At 37.8% G+C, this 18,568-nt stretch carries 19 protein-coding genes, 2 rRNA genes and 1 other annotated feature (1 of these 22 running past the window's edge); all 21 genes read left to right on the top strand.

What is annotated here, in order from left to right; translation table 11 throughout:
* Positions 1-769 (top strand): 23S ribosomal RNA (locus BGI23_RS00450); it begins 2,154 nt to the left of the window's first position.
* Positions 770-819: 50 nt separating this feature from the next.
* Positions 820-935: ribosomal RNA gene (rrf, locus tag BGI23_RS00455) — 5S ribosomal RNA — on the top strand.
* A 206-nt stretch (positions 936-1,141) separates the two neighbouring features.
* Entirely contained in the window at positions 1,142-1,603 is a 462-nt protein-coding gene (gene ctsR, locus BGI23_RS00460; RefSeq protein ID WP_001244563.1) for a transcriptional regulator CtsR, read from the top strand.
* A 171-nt stretch (positions 1,604-1,774) separates the two neighbouring features.
* Positions 1,775-2,323: a protein-arginine kinase activator protein McsA gene (locus tag BGI23_RS00465; protein ID WP_044790592.1), complete on the top strand. Its 549-nt coding sequence runs from the start codon at positions 1,775-1,777 to the stop codon at positions 2,321-2,323.
* Positions 2,324-2,327: 4 nt separating this feature from the next.
* Entirely contained in the window at positions 2,328-3,392 is a 1,065-nt protein-coding gene (locus BGI23_RS00470) for a protein-arginine kinase McsB (protein WP_000050825.1), read from the top strand.
* Between the two features lie 22 nt (positions 3,393-3,414).
* Positions 3,415-5,850 carry an ATP-dependent protease ATP-binding subunit ClpC gene (gene clpC / locus BGI23_RS00475; RefSeq protein ID WP_000971177.1) on the top strand — a complete coding sequence of 812 codons (2,436 nt, stop codon included), beginning with the start codon at positions 3,415-3,417 and terminating at the stop codon, positions 5,848-5,850.
* Between the two features lie 96 nt (positions 5,851-5,946).
* Positions 5,947-7,323: a DNA repair protein RadA gene (radA, locus tag BGI23_RS00480; protein ID WP_001085212.1), complete on the top strand. Its 1,377-nt coding sequence runs from the start codon at positions 5,947-5,949 to the stop codon at positions 7,321-7,323.
* A gap of 3 nt (positions 7,324-7,326) precedes the next feature.
* Positions 7,327-8,400 carry a DNA integrity scanning diadenylate cyclase DisA gene (gene disA, locus BGI23_RS00485; RefSeq protein WP_000392171.1) on the top strand — a complete coding sequence of 358 codons (1,074 nt, stop codon included), beginning with the start codon at positions 7,327-7,329 and terminating at the stop codon, positions 8,398-8,400.
* Between the two features lie 160 nt (positions 8,401-8,560).
* Positions 8,561-9,670: a PIN/TRAM domain-containing protein gene (locus BGI23_RS00490; protein ID WP_000919684.1), complete on the top strand. Its 1,110-nt coding sequence runs from the start codon at positions 8,561-8,563 to the stop codon at positions 9,668-9,670.
* Positions 9,671-9,686: 16 nt separating this feature from the next.
* The gene (ispD, locus tag BGI23_RS00495; protein ID WP_000288305.1) at positions 9,687-10,367 is read left to right on the top strand and encodes a 2-C-methyl-D-erythritol 4-phosphate cytidylyltransferase; all 681 of its coding nucleotides are present in this window, start codon (positions 9,687-9,689) and stop codon (positions 10,365-10,367) included.
* Between the two features lie 115 nt (positions 10,368-10,482).
* Complete coding sequence (ispF, locus tag BGI23_RS00500) at positions 10,483-10,959, top strand: 2-C-methyl-D-erythritol 2,4-cyclodiphosphate synthase (RefSeq protein WP_000488383.1); 477 nt, start codon at positions 10,483-10,485, stop codon at positions 10,957-10,959.
* Positions 10,960-11,048: 89 nt separating this feature from the next.
* The gene (gene gltX / locus BGI23_RS00505; RefSeq protein WP_044790591.1) at positions 11,049-12,506 is read left to right on the top strand and encodes a glutamate--tRNA ligase; all 1,458 of its coding nucleotides are present in this window, start codon (positions 11,049-11,051) and stop codon (positions 12,504-12,506) included.
* A gap of 47 nt (positions 12,507-12,553) precedes the next feature.
* Positions 12,554-12,799, top strand: a binding site (T-box leader).
* Positions 12,800-12,937: 138 nt separating this feature from the next.
* The gene (gene cysE / locus BGI23_RS00510) at positions 12,938-13,603 is read left to right on the top strand and encodes a serine O-acetyltransferase (protein ID WP_000476500.1); all 666 of its coding nucleotides are present in this window, start codon (positions 12,938-12,940) and stop codon (positions 13,601-13,603) included.
* Positions 13,584-14,981, top strand: a complete 1,398-nt coding sequence (gene cysS / locus BGI23_RS00515; RefSeq protein WP_000152260.1) for a cysteine--tRNA ligase — start codon at positions 13,584-13,586, stop codon at positions 14,979-14,981. The genes cysE and cysS overlap by 20 nt, the downstream gene beginning before the upstream one ends.
* A gap of 2 nt (positions 14,982-14,983) precedes the next feature.
* A complete protein-coding gene (locus tag BGI23_RS00520; protein WP_000564261.1) occupies positions 14,984-15,391 on the top strand; it encodes a Mini-ribonuclease 3 in 408 nt (135 codons plus the stop codon).
* Positions 15,388-16,131 (top strand): 23S rRNA (guanosine(2251)-2'-O)-methyltransferase RlmB, encoded by a 744-nt coding sequence (gene rlmB, locus BGI23_RS00525; protein ID WP_000093759.1) that lies wholly within the window; start codon positions 15,388-15,390, stop codon positions 16,129-16,131. The genes BGI23_RS00520 and rlmB overlap by 4 nt, the downstream gene beginning before the upstream one ends.
* A gap of 3 nt (positions 16,132-16,134) precedes the next feature.
* Positions 16,135-16,647 carry an NYN domain-containing protein gene (locus tag BGI23_RS00530; RefSeq protein ID WP_000997882.1) on the top strand — a complete coding sequence of 171 codons (513 nt, stop codon included), beginning with the start codon at positions 16,135-16,137 and terminating at the stop codon, positions 16,645-16,647.
* Positions 16,648-16,714: 67 nt separating this feature from the next.
* Positions 16,715-17,374: an RNA polymerase factor sigma-70 gene (locus BGI23_RS00535; RefSeq protein WP_000387198.1), complete on the top strand. Its 660-nt coding sequence runs from the start codon at positions 16,715-16,717 to the stop codon at positions 17,372-17,374.
* A 128-nt stretch (positions 17,375-17,502) separates the two neighbouring features.
* Positions 17,503-17,649 (top strand): 50S ribosomal protein L33, encoded by a 147-nt coding sequence (gene rpmG / locus BGI23_RS00540; RefSeq protein ID WP_002070160.1) that lies wholly within the window; start codon positions 17,503-17,505, stop codon positions 17,647-17,649.
* 32 nt (positions 17,650-17,681) lie between these two features.
* Complete coding sequence (gene secE, locus BGI23_RS00545; protein WP_001241321.1) at positions 17,682-17,861, top strand: preprotein translocase subunit SecE; 180 nt, start codon at positions 17,682-17,684, stop codon at positions 17,859-17,861.
* A 131-nt stretch (positions 17,862-17,992) separates the two neighbouring features.
* Entirely contained in the window at positions 17,993-18,526 is a 534-nt protein-coding gene (nusG, locus tag BGI23_RS00550; RefSeq protein ID WP_000415794.1) for a transcription termination/antitermination protein NusG, read from the top strand.
* Positions 18,527-18,568: the final 42 nt, after the last annotated feature.

The following is an 18,568-nucleotide window of genomic DNA, read 5'->3' on the forward strand; positions in this document are numbered from 1 at the left end:
TTGAAACCGGAGCGCTAGCTTCGGTGGAGGCGCTGGTGGGATACCGCCCTGACTGTATTGAAATTCTAACCTACGGGTCTTATCGACCCGGGAGACAGTGTCAGGTGGGCAGTTTGACTGGGGCGGTCGCCTCCTAAAGTGTAACGGAGGCGCCCAAAGGTTCCCTCAGAATGGTTGGAAATCATTCGTAGAGTGCAAAGGCATAAGGGAGCTTGACTGCGAGACCTACAAGTCGAGCAGGGACGAAAGTCGGGCTTAGTGATCCGGTGGTTCCGCATGGAAGGGCCATCGCTCAACGGATAAAAGCTACCCCGGGGATAACAGGCTTATCTCCCCCAAGAGTCCACATCGACGGGGAGGTTTGGCACCTCGATGTCGGCTCATCGCATCCTGGGGCTGTAGTCGGTCCCAAGGGTTGGGCTGTTCGCCCATTAAAGCGGTACGCGAGCTGGGTTCAGAACGTCGTGAGACAGTTCGGTCCCTATCCGTCGTGGGCGTAGGAAATTTGAGAGGAGCTGTCCTTAGTACGAGAGGACCGGGATGGACGCACCGCTGGTGTACCAGTTGTTCTGCCAAGGGCATAGCTGGGTAGCTATGTGCGGAAGGGATAAGTGCTGAAAGCATCTAAGCATGAAGCCCCCCTCAAGATGAGATTTCCCATAGCGTAAGCTAGTAAGATCCCTGAAAGATGATCAGGTTGATAGGTTCGAGGTGGAAGCATGGTGACATGTGGAGCTGACGAATACTAATAGATCGAGGACTTAACCATATAATATGTAGCAAATGTTATCTAGTTTTGAAGGAATATGCCTTCAATAGTTTGGTGATGATGGCAGAGAGGTCACACCCGTTCCCATACCGAACACGGAAGTTAAGCTCTCTAGCGCCGATGGTAGTTGGGACCTTGTCCCTGTGAGAGTAGGACGTCGCCAAGCAACTAAACACGAGTCAAATGACTCGTGTTTTTTCGTGTTTTCTTTTATAATCCATAGTAATAAAAAATGTATTTAAATAATTATTATTTTGATTAAATACAGGGGAATGTGGCTAGGATAGTAAATAAGCAAAACAGTTGCAAATTTTATTAATACGTATATAATTAAAGTCAAAGATAGTCAAAGTCAATAAAGGTGGCGGATAAATGAGAAATATATCTGATATCATTGAGCAATATCTAAAGCAAGTTATTGACTTAAGTAATAATAATGTGATTGAAATCAAGAGAAATGAGATTGCGGATCGATTCGAGTGCGTACCATCTCAAATCAATTATGTAATCAATACCCGTTTTACGTTAGAAAGAGGATTTGTAGTAGAAAGTAAACGTGGTGGAGGAGGTTACATTCGCATTATAAAAGTCAAACTGCATGACGATATAGACATTATTGATCAAATGCTTCATATGATTGATCATAGCGTTGCGCAAGGAAATGCAGAGAGTATGATTATACGTTTAATAGAAGAGGGAATCATAACGAATCGTGAAGCTAAACTTATGTTAAGCGTACTAGATCGTTCTGTATTATCAATGGATGTTCCTTCTCGAGATGAACTTAGGGCTCGAATATTATGCGCAATGTTAAGAACACTGAAATATAAATAAATACAGCTTTTGTAAAAGAATAATAACTAAAAGATAAGGCAGTTAAATATTGTAGAAGTTTTGAAAAAAGAACACGCACTTTTGTAAACGAATAAAGGAAAGTGAACAGTCTAGTAATGTATGAAAAGTACTATGAGATAGATCGTTCCTGTTGTAAAGGTGGGGATAGTGATGACTTGTCAAAACTGTAATATAAGACCAGCAACTTTACATTATACAAAAGTAATTAACGAAAAGAAGGCGGAAGTTCATCTTTGTGAGCAATGTGCAGAACAAAGTGGCTATACGTCTTTCTTTCAATCATCGCAGTCTAACTTTTCATTCCATGATTTATTTGCTGGGTTATTACACGGTGAATCAACAATGTTTGAAGAAGGAAAAAGCGGATTTTCGAACACAAGTATATTGAGATGTCCAAATTGTAAAATGACATATGAGCAACTTACAAAGGTAGGACGCTTTGGATGTGCTTCTTGTTACGATACATTTAAGGAACATTTAAAGCCGTTATTAAAACGTCTTCACGGCGGGCATACAGATCATTGTGGAAAAATTCCGGAGCGTATAGAAGGAAATATTCACTTAAAGAAAGAATTAGATGAACTAAAACTCATTCTGAAACAATACGTACAGAAAGAGGAATTTGAGAAAGCTGCTGAAGTAAGGGATAAAATTAGAAACCTTGAAACTCAGCTTAGTGAGCATAGAGAGGGGGAATAGTTCTATGTCACTGGACAAAATTATGAATGAAGCGATTAGTCCATGGATGAAGGGGGATGGCCCTGATTCTGATATTGTTTTAAGTAGTCGAATTCGTTTGGCTCGTAATTTTAAAAAATATCAATTCTCTACTATGCAAAACGAAGAAGAAGCTAAACAGATTCAAGAATTATTTAAAAAGGAATTTATAAATAAAACAGTAGAACCTTTTGGAGAGTTTGAACTATTAAAAATGAATGAATTAACGCCTCTTCAAAGGAGAGTATTAGTTGAAAAGCATTTAATTAGTCCCAACCTTGCAGGAACAGAATATGGAGCGTGTCTATTGTCAGAAAACGAACATATTAGTGTTATGCTGAATGAAGAAGACCATATTCGGATTCAGTGCTTATTTTCAGGATTGCAGTTATCAGAGGCCCTTCAAAGTGCCAATCAAATAGATAATTGGATTGAGAAAGAGGTTGAATATGCTTTTGATGAATCACTTGGATATATTACGAGCTGCCCTACTAACGTTGGTACAGGACTTAGGGCTTCCGTAATGATCCATTTACCGGGGCTCGTTTTAACGAAAAGAATTAGCCGTATTATACAAGTAATTCAAAAATTAGGGTTAGTAGTAAGAGGAATATACGGTGAAGGTAGCGAAGCGTTAGGTAATATATTTCAAGTGTCAAACCAAATGACGCTAGGAAAATCTGAAGAAGATATTATTGCAGATTTAAAGAGTGTTATTCAACAAATCATACAGCAAGAAAAGATGGCTAGAGAATTAATTGTACAAAATTCAAGTATTGAGCTTGAAGATAAAGTTTATCGCTCTTATGGCATACTAGCTAACAGTCGTTTAATTCAATCTGCGGAAGCAGCCAATTGCTTATCAGATTTACGACTTGGTATTGATTTAGGATATATAAAAGGTATATCGAGAAATATTTTGACTGAGCTAATGGTTCTTACACAACCAGGCATTTTACAACAATATGCGGGAGGACCTTTAGGGCCAGAAGAAAGAGATTATCGAAGAGCAACCTTAATCCGTGAGCGATTACGTATTGAAAAAAACTAAGCGCAAGTAGGAGGCGATTTCTATGATGTTTGGAAGATTTACAGAAAGAGCACAGAAAGTATTAGCTTTATCTCAAGAGGAAGCGATTCGTATTGGGCATAACAATATTGGAACAGAACATATTTTACTTGGGCTTGTACGCGAAGGTGAAGGAATTGCAGCAAAAGCGTTGATTGCTCTTGGATTAAGCCCGGAGAAAGTTCAAAAAGAGGTAGAAGCGTTAATTGGACGCGGAACAGAAGCTTCTCAAACCGTACATTATACACCGCGTGCTAAAAAGGTTATTGAGCTGTCTATGGATGAAGCTCGTAAATTAGGTCATTCTTACGTTGGAACAGAACATATTTTACTTGGTTTAATCCGCGAGGGTGAAGGGGTAGCAGCACGTGTTTTAAATAACTTAGGTGTTAGCTTAAATAAGGCAAGACAACAAGTATTGCAACTTCTTGGAAGTAATGAAGCAAGTTCAGGTCATCAAGGTGGTTCTTCAACAAATGCAAATACACCAACACTTGATAGCTTAGCACGTGATTTAACAGTTGTTGCACGTGAAAATCGTTTAGACCCTGTTATTGGACGTGGTAAAGAAATTCAACGTGTAATTGAGGTTTTAAGCCGTAGAACAAAAAACAATCCTGTATTAATTGGGGAGCCTGGTGTAGGTAAAACGGCAATTGCAGAAGGATTAGCACAACAAATCGTAAATAATGAAGTTCCTGAAACTTTAAGAGATAAGCGTGTTATGACACTAGATATGGGTACAGTGGTAGCCGGAACGAAATACCGTGGTGAATTTGAAGACCGTTTGAAGAAAGTAATGGATGAAATCCGCCAAGCAGGAAATATCATTCTATTTATTGATGAACTTCATACATTAATTGGTGCAGGTGGAGCAGAAGGTGCTATTGACGCATCGAACATTTTAAAACCATCTTTAGCTCGTGGGGAATTACAATGTATTGGGGCGACAACGTTAGATGAATATCGCAAATATATTGAAAAAGATGCAGCTTTAGAGAGACGTTTCCAACCAATTCACGTTGATGAGCCAAGTTTAGATGAATCAACTCAAATTTTGAAAGGTTTACGCGATCGTTATGAGGCACATCACCGCGTATCTATTACAGATGATGCAATTGATGCAGCTGTAAAGCTTTCAGATCGTTATATTACAGATCGTTTCTTACCAGATAAAGCAATTGATTTAATTGATGAAGCTGCTTCAAAGGTTCGCTTACGCTCTTATACAACACCACCAAATCTAAAAGAGCTTGAAGTGAAGCTTGAGGAAATTAGAAAAGAAAAAGATGCAGCTGTACAAAGTCAAGAGTTTGAAAAAGCTGCTTCCTTACGTGATATGGAACAACGTTTACGTGAGAAGTTAGAAGATACGAAGCGTCAATGGAAAGAGCAACAAGGAAAAGAAAACTCAGAAGTGACAGTAGAAGATATTGCAAATGTTGTTTCTACGTGGACTCGTATCCCAGTTTCTAAACTTGCACAAACAGAGACTGATAAATTATTAAACTTAGAATCCATCCTTCACGATCGTGTTATTGGTCAAGATGAAGCGGTAGTAGCTGTAGCAAAAGCTGTTCGCCGTGCTAGAGCAGGATTGAAAGATCCGAAACGTCCGATTGGCTCGTTTATTTTCTTAGGACCAACAGGTGTAGGTAAAACGGAGTTAGCAAGAGCGTTAGCAGAATCTATGTTCGGTGATGAAGATGCAATGATTCGCATCGATATGTCTGAGTACATGGAGAAACATTCTACTTCTCGTTTAGTTGGATCTCCTCCAGGGTATGTTGGATATGAAGAAGGTGGACAATTAACAGAAAAAGTTCGCCGTAAGCCATATTCAGTTGTCCTATTAGACGAGGTAGAGAAAGCTCACCCTGATGTGTTTAACATTTTACTACAAGTATTAGAAGATGGTCGCTTAACAGATTCGAAAGGGCGTACAGTTGATTTCCGCAATACAATTGTTATTATGACATCTAACGTTGGTGCAGAGGCGTTAAAACGTAATAAGCATCTTGGATTTAACGTACAAGATGAGGGCCGCGATTATTCGGATATGAAAGGTAAAGTAATGGATGAGCTGAAAAAAGCCTTCCGTCCAGAATTCTTAAACCGTATTGATGAAATTATCGTGTTCCATATGCTTGAGAAAAAACATATTCAAGAGATTGTAACACTTATGGTAAATCAGTTAGTAAATCGCTTAAAAGAGCAAGAAATTGAATTGCAATTAACAGAAGGAGCAATTTCGGCCATTGCTGATAAAGGGTTTGACCGAGAGTACGGTGCTCGTCCGCTTCGTAGAGCAATTCAGAAACATGTAGAAGATAGACTATCGGAAGAACTTTTAAAAGGTGCTATTGAGAAAGGACAAAAAGTTATCTTTGATGTTGAAGGAGAATCATTTGTCATTCATAGTGCTGAAAAGGTAAAATAAGTATAGACAAACTAAGAGGGCTACGAGATAGCCCTCTTTCTTGTACGACAAGGATAAATTGTTTATAGATGAAAGTGAAGTGAGATATAAAACGATATGGCTAAAAAGAAAACAAAATTCACATGTCAAGAGTGTGGGTATCAGTCACCAAAATATATGGGGAAATGTCCTGGATGTGGTCAATGGAATACGCTTGTTGAAGAGATGGAACCGGTTGTATCATCAAGGCGCCTTAATTATGCCAATGCAATTCAAACAGAAGTAACAAAACCAAGACGTCTAACAGAAGTGGAAACAAAGTCTGAGGCGCGTATTGAAACAAAATTTCAAGAATTTAACCGTGTACTTGGTGGCGGGATTGTAGATGGATCCTTAGTACTGATTGGTGGAGACCCCGGGATTGGAAAATCAACGTTACTATTACAAATATCATCGCAATTAGCAGATTCTTCATATGATGTCCTATATATATCGGGTGAAGAATCAGCAAAACAGATTAAACTGCGTGCGGATCGTTTACATGTAAATGGTAGTAATCTATTTGTTGTATCAGAGACGGATTTACAGCGAATTGCAACACATATTGAAGAGGTGAACCCAGCCTTTGTTGTTATTGATTCTATTCAAACAATACATCTACCTGAAGTAACATCAGCGCCGGGAAGTGTGGCACAAGTTCGTGAATGTACAGCGGAATTAATGAAACTTGCAAAAACGAAAGGAATCCCTATTTTTATCGTTGGACATGTGACAAAAGAGGGGGCGATTGCAGGACCTCGTATGTTAGAACATATGGTCGATGCAGTTCTTTATTTTGAAGGAGACCGTCATCATACATACCGTATTTTGCGAGCAGTAAAGAATCGCTTTGGTTCTACGAATGAAATGGGTATTTTTGAAATGAAAGAACTTGGTCTTGCAGAAGTATTAAACCCTTCTGAGATTTTCCTTGAGGAAAGACCAGTTGGGGTTGCGGGATCAACAGTGGTTGCCTCAATGGAAGGAACAAGACCAGTTTTAGTAGAAATACAAGCATTAATTTCCCCTACTAGTTTTGGAAACCCTCGAAGAATGGCAACGGGAATTGATCATAACCGTGTATCGCTTATTATGGCAGTGCTAGAAAAAAGAACAGGCTTATTATTGCAAAATCAGGATGCATATTTAAAAGTAGCAGGTGGTTTGAAGTTAGATGAACCAGCAATTGATTTAGCTGTCGCTTTAAGTATAGCTTCAAGTTTTAGAGATAAATCTACGGCACCAACCGATGCAGTAATAGGAGAAGTAGGATTAACTGGAGAAATAAGAAGAGTATCAAGAATTGAACAACGTGTACAAGAAGCGGCTAAATTAGGATTTCAACGCGCTATTATTCCTAGAAAAAATTTGGGAGGATGGACAATTCCAGATGGGATTGAGGTAGTTGGTGTATCTAATTTAGGAGAAGCACTTCGTTTGACATTAGGAGGCTAGGCTATGGAAGAAAACAAGCAACGTGTCAAAAGTATGATTAATATTTTACAACTTGTGGCCCCGGGAACACCACTGCGCGAAGGGATAGATAATGTACTTCGCGCACAAACAGGGGGATTAATTGTTCTTGGATATAATGAGCAGATTAAAAGTATTGTTGATGGAGGTTTTCATATTAATTGTGCATTCTCTCCAGCTAGTTTATATGAATTAGCAAAAATGGATGGGGCACTTATTTTAAATGAAACTGGAAGTAAAATTTTGATTTCGAACGCACAGTTAGTTCCAGAGTCATCTATTGACTCTATTGAGACAGGTATGCGCCACCGAACGGCGGAGCGTGTAGCAAAGCAGACAGGCAGCCTTGTTGTGGCTATTTCACAAAGACGTAACGTAATTACGCTATATCAAGGGAATTTACGTTATACACTAAAAGATATAGGCGTTATTTTAACAAAGGCGAATCAAGCTATCCAAACGTTAGAAAAATATAAGGCTGTATGGAATGATGGGATTACGAATTTGGGCATTCTAGAATTTGAAGAGGTTGTTACAATGTCCGAGGTAGTCCATGTTTTACATAGTGTTGAAATGGTACTACGTATTAAAAATGAAATATTGAGCTATATTCATGAATTGGGAACAGAAGGTAGGTTAATTCGTTTACAACTTACGGAACTATTAGCCGACTTAGAAGCAGAGGCAGCGCTATTAATTAAAGATTACTATCAAGAAAAAACACAAGACCATCATCAAATTTTGAAAAAGTTACAAGAACTTGCGAATACACAACTTCTAGAGGACAGTGATTTAGTTAAATTGCTCGGATACCCGGGACAAACGAGTTTAGAAGAAAGTGTGACGCCGAGAGGATACCGAATCACAAGCAAAATTTCGCGTGTTCCACCACTTATCATTGAAAACTTAATTAATCGATTTAAAACTTTGCAAGGTGTTTGTCGTGCAACTATTAATGAATTAGATGATGTGGAAGGAATTGGGGAAGTCAGGGCGAAGAAAATACGAGAAGGTCTAAAAAGAATTCAAGAGCATCTCTATATGAGTAGACACAATTAAGAATATTACATTGATTCTATAATATAACGACACTAGAACATTTTTGGTATATGATATGATATATTGGTAAATAAAACTATTTATAAAAAAACACGTCCGCTTTTGCATTCGGCGTTTTGATTAGCGAAACAATGGTTAATAATGAGTAGGAGGTGGTTGGATGTTAAAACGGATTGTACAGCTCTTCTTTTTAGTAATCGGGGGAGCGTTAGGGATTTACTTAATCCCAAAAGTTATTAATGTATTAGACATCGGTGCTGTTCCATTATTGGAAGGATCGTATGTTCGTGCAATTATTGGTGCAATTATTTTATTTTTAACAACATTTTGGCTTGTAGATTATATTGTTCAACTTATTAAGCATATTGAAGAGGCTCTTGTAAAAGCGCCTGTAGCAGATGTTTTGTTTGGTACATTAGGTTTAATCTCTGGGCTTATTGTTGCGTATTTAATTTTAATACCAATTCGTGAATTTACAATTCCAGTTATTAGTACAGTGTTGCAAGTGTTCTTTACTCTTTTACTAGGATATTTAGGATTCCAAGTAGGGTTTAAAAAGAGGAATGAATTGCTAGGATTATTTACATTACCACAACGTGGGAAAAAGAAAAATAATAATAGTGAGAATGAAGAACCAGAAAATGAGGTAGAAGAATCTTTAGCGCATTGGAAAATTCTCGATACAAGTGTAATTATCGATGGACGTATTGCTGATATTTGCCAAACAAAGTTTTTAGAAGGAACAATTGTCATTCCACAATTCGTGTTAGAAGAACTTCAGCACATTGCCGATTCTTCTGATGCTTTAAAACGTAATCGTGGTCGTAGAGGATTAGATATTTTAAATCGTATTCAAAAAGAGATGCCGATTCCGGTAGAAATTTATGAAGGCGATTTCGACGATATTCAAGAAGTGGATAGCAAACTTGTAAAGTTAGCGAAAATCACTGGTGGAACGGTAGTAACGAATGACTTCAACTTAAACAAAGTCTCTGAATTACAAGGGGTAACGGTGTTAAACATTAACGATTTAGCTAATGCAATTAAACCTGTTGTACTCCCAGGTGAAGAACTAAGTGTTTATGTTGTAAAAGATGGAAAAGAACAAAATCAAGGTGTAGCATATTTAGATGACGGCACGATGATTGTAGTAGAAGATGGTAGAGAATATGTAGGCTCACAACTCGATGTACTCGTTACGAGTGTGTTACAAACGTCGGCTGGGCGCATGATTTTTGCCAAACGTAAATTATTAGAAAAAGCATTATAAGTAGAGGATTATTAATATGTATACATTAATTATTCCGGCAGCTGGTCAAGGAAAGCGGATGGGTGCTGGCAAAAATAAGTTGTTCTTACTTATTAATGAAGTACCGATTATTGTGCATACGTTACGTGCTTTCGAACAGGATAAAGCATGTAAAAATATTATTATGGCAATTAACGAAGAAGAGCGTCCGTATTTTGAAGAGTTAATGCAGAAGTATCCGGTTGCAAAGCCAGTACAATTTATTCAAGGTGGAGCTGAAAGACAAGATAGTGTATATAATGCGATTCAGCATACGAGTGATGTTGAGTATGTTCTTGTACATGACGGTGCGCGCCCGTTCGTAACGAATAAAGTGATCCAAGATGTATTAACTGCAGCAGAAAAATATGGAGCTTCCATTTGTGCGGTGCCAGTGAAAGATACTGTTAAGAAAGTAGAGCAGGGTGTTGTTGTAGAAACAGTAGAAAGATCTCAGCTGACAGCTGTACAAACACCGCAAGGGTTCTCTGTTTCTCTTTTGTTAGAAGCTCATAGAAGTGCGAAGCAGAGTTGTTTCCTTGGTACAGATGATGCAAGTCTCGTAGAACGTATCGGGAAGCAAGTAGGTGTAGTAGAGGGGAGTTACTATAATATTAAAGTGACGACTCCAGAGGATTTACTAATTGCTGAAAGTTTTCTTCATGTTCAAAAGAAATGATAGCAATGATTATAGCGAAGAGAAGCTCGGCAAAGGCCGGGCTTTTCTTTATAAGGATAGCGATATAATATAGAATCATAAAGCTCAGTAGTTTAGCTCGAGGAGGATGTAAAAAATGTTTCGAATTGGACAAGGTTTTGATGTGCATGAATTCGCGGAAGGTAGACCGTTAATTATTGGCGGAATTACAATTCCACATGAGAAAGGATTAATCGGTCACTCTGATGCAGATGTATTGTTACATACAATCGCGGATGCGTGTTTAGGTGCAATTGCAGCAGGAGATATTGGGAAACATTTTCCTGATACAGACCCCGCCTTTAAAGATGCTGATTCAGCTATATTATTGCAAAAGGTTTGGGGATTTGTGCGTGAACAAGGTTATGAATTAGGGAATTTAGATTGTACAATTATTGCTCAAAAGCCAAAAATGGCACCACATATTGAAAGTATGCGTAAACGCATTAGTGAACTATTAGAAACGTCTATTGATAATATCAATGTAAAGGCAACAACAACAGAAAAACTAGGATTTACAGGTAGAGAAGAAGGAATTGCTTCTCAAGCAGTTGTTTTATTACAGAAAAAATAATGGTTTTTAATTCGTAAGATGGATAATCACATTTTTTTGGTGTACAATTATAGAATGTGTTGACATTAAGAATGGAAGGTGTACCAATTATGGAAAAGCAAGTGAGAGTGCGCTATGCGCCAAGTCCAACAGGACACTTACATATCGGAAATGCGCGTACGGCATTATTTAATTATTTATTTGCTCGTCATCAAGATGGTAAGTTTATTATTCGTATTGAAGATACTGATGTAAAACGTAATGTTGCTGGTGGAGAAGAAAGCCAATTAAAATACTTGAAATGGCTCGGTATGGACTGGGATGAAGGTGTTGATGTTGGTGGTGAATTTGGACCATATCGTCAAACAGAGCGTTTAGATATTTATAAAAAGTTATATGAAGATTTATTAGAGCGTGGTTTAGCTTACAAATGTTATATGACAGAAGAAGAGCTAGAAGCAGAACGCGAAGGGCAAATCGCTCGTGGTGAAACACCTCGTTATGCAGGTAACCATCGTGATTTAACTGAAGCGCAAGTGAAAGAATTTGAAGCTGAGGGACGTATTCCAAGTATTCGTTTCCGTGTACCAGCTGACCGTGATTACACATTTAAAGATATTGTAAAAGATGAAGTTGCATTCCATTCAAATGATTTCGGTGATTTCGTTATCGTGAAAAAAGATGGGATTCCAACTTATAACTTTGCAGTAGCAGTAGATGATCACTTAATGGAAATTACACACGTACTTCGTGGTGATGACCATATTTCAAACACGCCAAAACAAATGATGATTTATGAAGCTTTCGGTTGGGATATTCCTCAATTCGGTCATATGACTTTAATTGTAAATGAAAGCCGTAAAAAATTAAGTAAGCGTGATGAATCTATTATTCAATTTATCGAGCAATATAAAGAACTTGGATATCTTCCAGAAGCAATCTTTAACTTCATTGCACTACTAGGTTGGTCGCCAGTAGGAGAAGAAGAAATCTTCTCTCAAGAAGAGTTTATCAAAATGTTCGATGCAGCTCGTTTATCAAAATCACCTGCATTATTTGATTCTCAAAAACTGAAATGGATGAACAACCAATATATGAAAAAGCAAGATTTAGATACGGTGGTAGAATTAAGCTTACCGCATTTAGTGAAAGCTGGACGTATAGGTGAAACTTTAAGTGAACAAGAACAAGCTTGGATTCGTGATGTAATTGCGTTATATCATGAACAAATGAGCTTTGGAGCTGAAATTGTAGAGCTTTCTGAAATGTTCTTCAAAGATCATGTTGATTATGAAGAAGAAGGACAAGAAGTATTAAAAGGTGAACAAGTACCAGAAGTACTTCGTGCATTTGCTGGTCAAGTAGAAGCACTAGAAGCTATGGAACCGGCAGCAGTTAAGGCGGCTATTAAAGCAGTTCAAAAGGAAACAGGTCATAAAGGTAAAAACCTATTTATGCCAATCCGTGTTGCAACTACTGGTCAAACACACGGCCCGGAGCTTCCTAATGCTATTGCACTTCTTGGAAAAGAAAAAGTTTTAAATCGTCTTCAAAAAGTAATTGGTTAACATTTTCTAGGTTTAGAAATATAATAAGTATACTTAAAACCTAATAAGGAAAAGCGACGAGAAGGAGAAGTAGAAAATCAGGCTTTTTACAGAGAGAACCACCTTAGGCTGGAAGTGGTTTATAAGCGGGTTTTTGAAATGCCCCTTCGAGTCTTCTGCTGAACAGCAAATTGTTTTGCGAAACGTCTTAGGACGTAAAGTAAGCAGAAGCGGTGTACACCGTTATCAGAGATGAGTTTGAGGCTTTTTTTAGCCTAAACAGAGTGGAACCGCGCTTATAAGGCGTCTCTGTCAATATGACAGAGGCGTCTTTTTTTATACCGTAAAATTGGGTATGAGTATAAGTTTTATCCACGTGTATAAAGATTTAGGGGGATAAGTAGGGAGTTAGTTCACTCGAAAAAGCAGCCCATAAAGGGGAGGGAACGTCGATGTTTAAGAGGCTTCGGGAAGATATTGAAGTCGTTTTTGAACAGGATCCAGCGGCAAGAAGTTATTTCGAAGTCATTTTGACTTACTCTGGATTACATGCAGTTTGGGCCCATCGAATTGCACATGCTTTTTATAAAAAGAATTTCTTCTTTATTGCACGTTGGATCTCACAAGTTAGTCGTTTCTTTACTGGCATTGAGATTCATCCAGGAGCAACAATTGGTCGTCGTTTTTTCATTGACCATGGAATGGGAGTTGTAATTGGAGAAACGTGCGAAATTGGTGACAATGTAACGATCTATCAAGGAGTTACATTAGGTGGTACGGGTAAAGAAAAGGGAAAGAGGCACCCTACAATTCAGGATAATGTATTAATTGCAACAGGTGCTAAAGTACTAGGCTCTATTACAGTTGGAGAGAATTCTAAAATTGGAGCAGGTTCTGTCGTATTAAAAGAAGTCCCTGCACATTCTACAGTTGTAGGTATACCTGGCCGAGTCGTTATTCAAAATGGCGTAAAGATTGGTCAAGAATTGAATCATTCCGACCTTCCAGACCCAATTTTTGATAAATTAAAGGTCATGGAAGTAGAACTTGATAAATTGAAAAAACAACTTGAAGTAAAGGTAGAAAGGAAGGATAAAAATGACTATTCACATTTATAATACGTTAACACGTCAAAAGGAAGAGTTTATTCCATTAGAAGAAAATAAGGTAAAGATGTATGTATGCGGACCTACAGTTTATAACTATATTCACATCGGGAACGCAAGACCACCTATGGTATTTGATACAGTGCGCCGTTATTTAGAATATAAAGGATACGATGTGCAGTATGTATCTAACTTTACTGACGTAGATGATAAATTAATTAAAGCCGCAAATGAGTTAGGCGAAGATGTGCCGACAATTGCGGACCGTTTCGTGGAAGCGTACTTTGAAGATGTAACGGCATTAGGTTGCAAACATGCAACAGTTCATCCGCGTGTAACAGAAAATATGGATATTATTATTGAATTTATTCAAGAACTTGTGAATAAAGGATATGCATATGAATCAGAAGGGGATGTGTACTTTAGAACGAAGGAATTCGAAGGGTACGGTAAGTTATCACATCAACCGATCGCGGACTTACGTCACGGTGCGCGTATTGAAGTAGGAGAAAAGAAACAAGACCCTCTTGATTTTGCACTATGGAAAGCTGCGAAAGAAGGAGAAATCTTCTGGGAAAGCCCTTGGGGTCAAGGTCGTCCAGGCTGGCATATCGAATGCTCGGCAATGGCACGTAAATACTTAGGGGATACAATTGATATTCACGCCGGTGGTCAAGACTTGGCATTTCCTCATCATGAGAATGAAATCGCGCAGTCTGAGGCGCTAACAGGAAAAACATTTGCACGTTATTGGATGCACAATGGATATATTAATATTAATAATGAAAAAATGTCTAAGTCACTTGGGAACTTCATTTTAGTTCACGATATCATTAAGCAATATGATCCGCAGTTAATTAGATTCTTTATGCTATCAGTACATTATCGTCACCCAATTAATTTCAGTGAAGAGTTATTACGAAGCACAAATAACGGACTGGAAAGAATTAAAACAGCTTACGGTAATTTGAAACACCGTATGGAAAGTAGTACGGATTTAACAGATCATAATGAGAAATGGTTAGCTGATCTGGAAAAATTCCAAACTGCATTTGAAGAAGCGATGAATGATGATTTCAATACTGCTAATGCAATCACTGAGTTATATAATGTAGCAAATCATGCAAATCAATATTTACTGGAAGAACATACGTCTACAGTGGTAATTCAAGCATACGTAAAACAACTTGAAACATTATTTGATATTTTAGGGTTAGAATTAGCACAAGAAGAGTTACTAGATGAAGAAATTGAGGCGCTTATTCAAAAACGTATTGAAGCTCGTAAAAATCGTGATTTTGCATTATCAGATCAAATTCGCGATGATTTAAAAGACCGTAATATTATTTTAGAAGATACCGCTCAAGGTACAAGATGGAAAAGAGGATAAGAATGATTGATGCAAAGCAATTAAACAGCTTAGCGTTAGCATATATGGGTGATGCGGTATATGAACAATATATCCGCTATCACCTACTTCAAAAAGGGAAGGTTCGTCCTAATCAGTTGCATCGATTAGGGACAAGCTTTGTTTCGGCAAAAGCACAGGCGAAAGTTGTTTATCATTTATTAGAGACAGCATTTTTAACTGAGGAAGAAGAGGCAGTACTAAGAAGAGGGCGTAATGCAAATTCAGGTACTGTTCCGAAAAATACAGATGTACAAACATATCGACATAGTACAGCCTTTGAAGCGTTAATTGGCTATCATCACTTATTAAATAATCGTGAAAGATTAGACGAAATTGTATATAAGGCAATTGCTGTTCTAGAAGAAAAGGAAGGGGGCACATCATCATGAGTAGTGAATATATTATCGGACGTAACCCTGTAATTGAAGCGTTACGATCAGGGAGAGATATTAATAAAATTTGGATCGCAGAAGGTGCTGCCAAAGGACAAGTGCAAATTGTACTGGCACTAGCGAAAGAAAATAAAATTATTTTGCAACATGCACCAAAAAAGAAGTTAGATCAATTAGTTGAGGGGAACCATCAAGGTGTAATTGCTCAAGTGGCCGCATATCAATATGCTGAGCTAGAAGATCTATTCAAAGTAGCAGAGAAGCGTAACGAAGATCCGTTCTTCTTAATTTTAGATGAAATTGAAGACCCGCATAACCTCGGTTCTATTATGCGTACTGCGGATGCGACAGGAGCTCATGGAATTATAATTCCGAAAAGAAGAGCTGTGGGACTTACTGCATCAGTTGCGAAAGCATCTACTGGGGCAATTGAATATATTCCTGTTGCACGCGTAACGAATTTATCTCGTACAATCGATGAATTAAAAGAACGTGGACTTTGGATTGCTGGTACAGATGCAAAAGGGAAAACGGATTATCGTAATTTAGATGGGAAAATGCCAATTGGATTAGTAATTGGAAGTGAAGGAAAAGGTATGAGTCGTATTATTGGTGAAAAATGTGATTTCTTAATTACTTTACCGATGGTTGGTAAAGTTACATCCTTAAATGCTTCAGTGGCCGCGAGTTTGTTAATGTATGAGGTATATCGTAAACGTAACGAAATTGGTAAATAAAAAATGAACGATATTTTAATCGTTGACGGTTACAACATTATTGGAGCTTGGGGAGACTTGAAGAAACTACGGGATGTAGATTTGCAGTCATCAAGAGATGCACTGATTGATAAGATGGCGGATTACCAAGGTTACACAGGGACAAAGGTAATGATAGTTTTTGATGCGTATACAGTCCACGGTATTGAAAAAAAGATGAAACAATCGCGTGTGGAAGTTATATTCACGAGGAAGAATCAAACGGCAGATGAAAAGATAGAGCAACTTGCGATTGAACTTAGAAATATAAATACGCAAATATATGTTGCGACTTCTGATTATACGGAACAATGGGTTATATTTGCTCAAGGTGCGCTCCGGAAATCTGCGCGGGAATTAGAGTTGGAAGTACAAGCGATGGAGCAACAAGTAAGAAGGCGTACACAAGACGCAAAAGAAAAGCAACCCGCCATGCGAAAGATATTTAGTAAAGATATTACAGAAAAATTAGAAAAATTAAGAAGAGGAGAGCGTTGAAGCATTGACGCTCTTTGTCTTTTTACTGTATAATATTTCTAAATAAATAGCGGTCGGAGGGATCAAGGTGGAAGCAGGCTTCGTAAGTGTAGGCGACGTTACATTTCGTGATTTAGAAGATGAGGCAATCGTTGAGTTAGTTCGAAAAGGTAATACTGACGCTCTAGAATATTTGATTCACAAATATAAGAACTTTGTTCGCGCGAAATCGAGATCTTATTTCTTAGTGGGTGCCGATCGAGAAGATATTGTTCAAGAAGGTATGATTGGATTGTTTAAAGCGATTCGTGATTATAAGGAGGACAAGCTGTCTTCGTTCAAAGCATTTGCTGAACTGTGTATCACTCGACAAATTATTACCGCTATTAAAACAGCAACCAGGCAAAAGCATATTCCGTTAAATTCATATGTGTCTTTAGATAAACCGATTTATGACGAGGAATCTGATCGGACATTATTAGATGTTATTTCGGAAGCGAAGGTAACTGATCCTGAAGAAATGATTATAAGTCAGGAAGAATATACAGACATAGAATCTAAAATATCTGAATTATTAAGCGATTTAGAAAGAAAGGTGCTTTCTTTATATCTAGACGGCCGTTCTTATCAAGAGATTTCGGAACAGTTAAATAGACATGTGAAATCTATTGATAACGCTTTACAGAGGGTGAAGCGGAAATTGGAACGATATATGGAAATGAGAGAGAGTACCACTTTAAATTCATAACAAGTACTACAGGTGTAAAAAATCACCTGTTTTCTTTTTGTAGGGAGTACAAAAGGCATGACATTGACATTGTCTTTTATTGTATGATACATTTTTAGGGACATAATGTTACAAGGTTGGTGTAACTAATGAGGAAAAAAGTTGTACTCTCATGTGAAGAGTGTAAAAATCGAAACTACTCTACGATGAAAGATACGAGCTCAGTAGAGCGACTTGAAATAAAGAAATTTTGTAAAACATGCAATCAGCATACAGTTCACAAGGAAACAAAATAAATAATTGAAATAATACACTGGAGGTCCCGTAGATGCGTTTAACGAACTTTTTCGGCGATGTAGGTCGCGAAATGAAAAAAGTAAGTTGGCCTAAAAAAGATGAATTACTCCGTTCAACAGCGACTGTTATCGCTACAGTTGTCTTCTTTGCGATTTTCTTCGCAGTTGTTGATATGGGCATTTCTTCTTTAATTCGGTTAATTCTTGGTTAATTCTTGAATAAGAAGCACTTATCCATGATATAATGTTATTTATAAGAACTGTGTAAAAGCCCGGTGAACGGGTTTTTTCATTTGCGCAAAAAAATGTACGTCAGGGAGGGAAGGACGCTCGTCCTAAATGAATGGAAAAAAGTTGGTATGTTGTCCATACTTATTCTGGATATGAAAATAAAGTAAAAGCAAACCTAGAGAAACGTGTAGAATCAATGGGTATGCAAGATAAAATTTTCCGTGTTGTTGTCCCGGAAGAAGTAGAAGTAGAAATGAAAAATGGTAAAGAAAAATTAATGAAAAGAAAAGTGTTCCCAGGTTATGTATTAGTAGAATTAATCATGACTGATGACTCTTGGTATGTTGTACGTAACACGCCAGGTGTAACTGGGTTCGTTGGTTCTTCTGGTTCTGGATCTAAACCATCACCTCTATTAGAAGAGGAAGTTGTTACCATTATGAAACATATGGGAATGGACAACGAGGTGGTTGATTTCGACTTTGAACTTCATGAGACAGTACGTGTAAATGAGGGACCATTCGCAGATTATACAGGTGCTATCGAAGAAATTGATGTGGAGAAGAAGAAGGTTAGCGTGCTTGTGGACATGTTTGGTCGCGAGACTCCAGTTGAACTTGACTTCCATCAAATTGAAAAATTATAAAATGAAACTTGAAATGAATTGTAAAAAGTGATAATATCTTTT

The organism is Bacillus sp. ABP14 (genome assembly GCF_001831375.1).
Lineage (GTDB): Bacteria > Bacillota > Bacilli > Bacillales > Bacillaceae_G > Bacillus_A > Bacillus_A paranthracis.

Excerpts from the sequence above, each read along its gene's own strand:
- ctsR (WP_001244563.1), top strand. The coding sequence starts at position 1,142 with ATGAGAAATATATCTGATATCATTGAGCAATATCTAAAGCAAGTTATT.
- BGI23_RS00465 (WP_044790592.1), top strand. The coding sequence starts at position 1,775 with ATGACTTGTCAAAACTGTAATATAAGACCAGCAACTTTACATTATACA.
- BGI23_RS00470 (WP_000050825.1), top strand. The coding sequence starts at position 2,328 with ATGTCACTGGACAAAATTATGAATGAAGCGATTAGTCCATGGATGAAG.
- clpC (WP_000971177.1), top strand. The coding sequence starts at position 3,415 with ATGATGTTTGGAAGATTTACAGAAAGAGCACAGAAAGTATTAGCTTTA.
- radA (WP_001085212.1), top strand. The coding sequence starts at position 5,947 with ATGGCTAAAAAGAAAACAAAATTCACATGTCAAGAGTGTGGGTATCAG.
- disA (WP_000392171.1), top strand. The coding sequence starts at position 7,327 with ATGGAAGAAAACAAGCAACGTGTCAAAAGTATGATTAATATTTTACAA.
- BGI23_RS00490 (WP_000919684.1), top strand. The coding sequence starts at position 8,561 with ATGTTAAAACGGATTGTACAGCTCTTCTTTTTAGTAATCGGGGGAGCG.
- ispD (WP_000288305.1), top strand. The coding sequence starts at position 9,687 with ATGTATACATTAATTATTCCGGCAGCTGGTCAAGGAAAGCGGATGGGT.
- ispF (WP_000488383.1), top strand. The coding sequence starts at position 10,483 with ATGTTTCGAATTGGACAAGGTTTTGATGTGCATGAATTCGCGGAAGGT.
- gltX (WP_044790591.1), top strand. The coding sequence starts at position 11,049 with ATGGAAAAGCAAGTGAGAGTGCGCTATGCGCCAAGTCCAACAGGACAC.
- cysE (WP_000476500.1), top strand. The coding sequence starts at position 12,938 with ATGTTTAAGAGGCTTCGGGAAGATATTGAAGTCGTTTTTGAACAGGAT.
- cysS (WP_000152260.1), top strand. The coding sequence starts at position 13,584 with ATGACTATTCACATTTATAATACGTTAACACGTCAAAAGGAAGAGTTT.
- BGI23_RS00520 (WP_000564261.1), top strand. The coding sequence starts at position 14,984 with ATGATTGATGCAAAGCAATTAAACAGCTTAGCGTTAGCATATATGGGT.
- rlmB (WP_000093759.1), top strand. The coding sequence starts at position 15,388 with ATGAGTAGTGAATATATTATCGGACGTAACCCTGTAATTGAAGCGTTA.
- BGI23_RS00530 (WP_000997882.1), top strand. The coding sequence starts at position 16,135 with ATGAACGATATTTTAATCGTTGACGGTTACAACATTATTGGAGCTTGG.
- rpmG (WP_002070160.1), top strand. The coding sequence starts at position 17,503 with ATGAGGAAAAAAGTTGTACTCTCATGTGAAGAGTGTAAAAATCGAAAC.
- secE (WP_001241321.1), top strand. The coding sequence starts at position 17,682 with ATGCGTTTAACGAACTTTTTCGGCGATGTAGGTCGCGAAATGAAAAAA.
- nusG (WP_000415794.1), top strand. The coding sequence starts at position 17,993 with ATGGAAAAAAGTTGGTATGTTGTCCATACTTATTCTGGATATGAAAAT.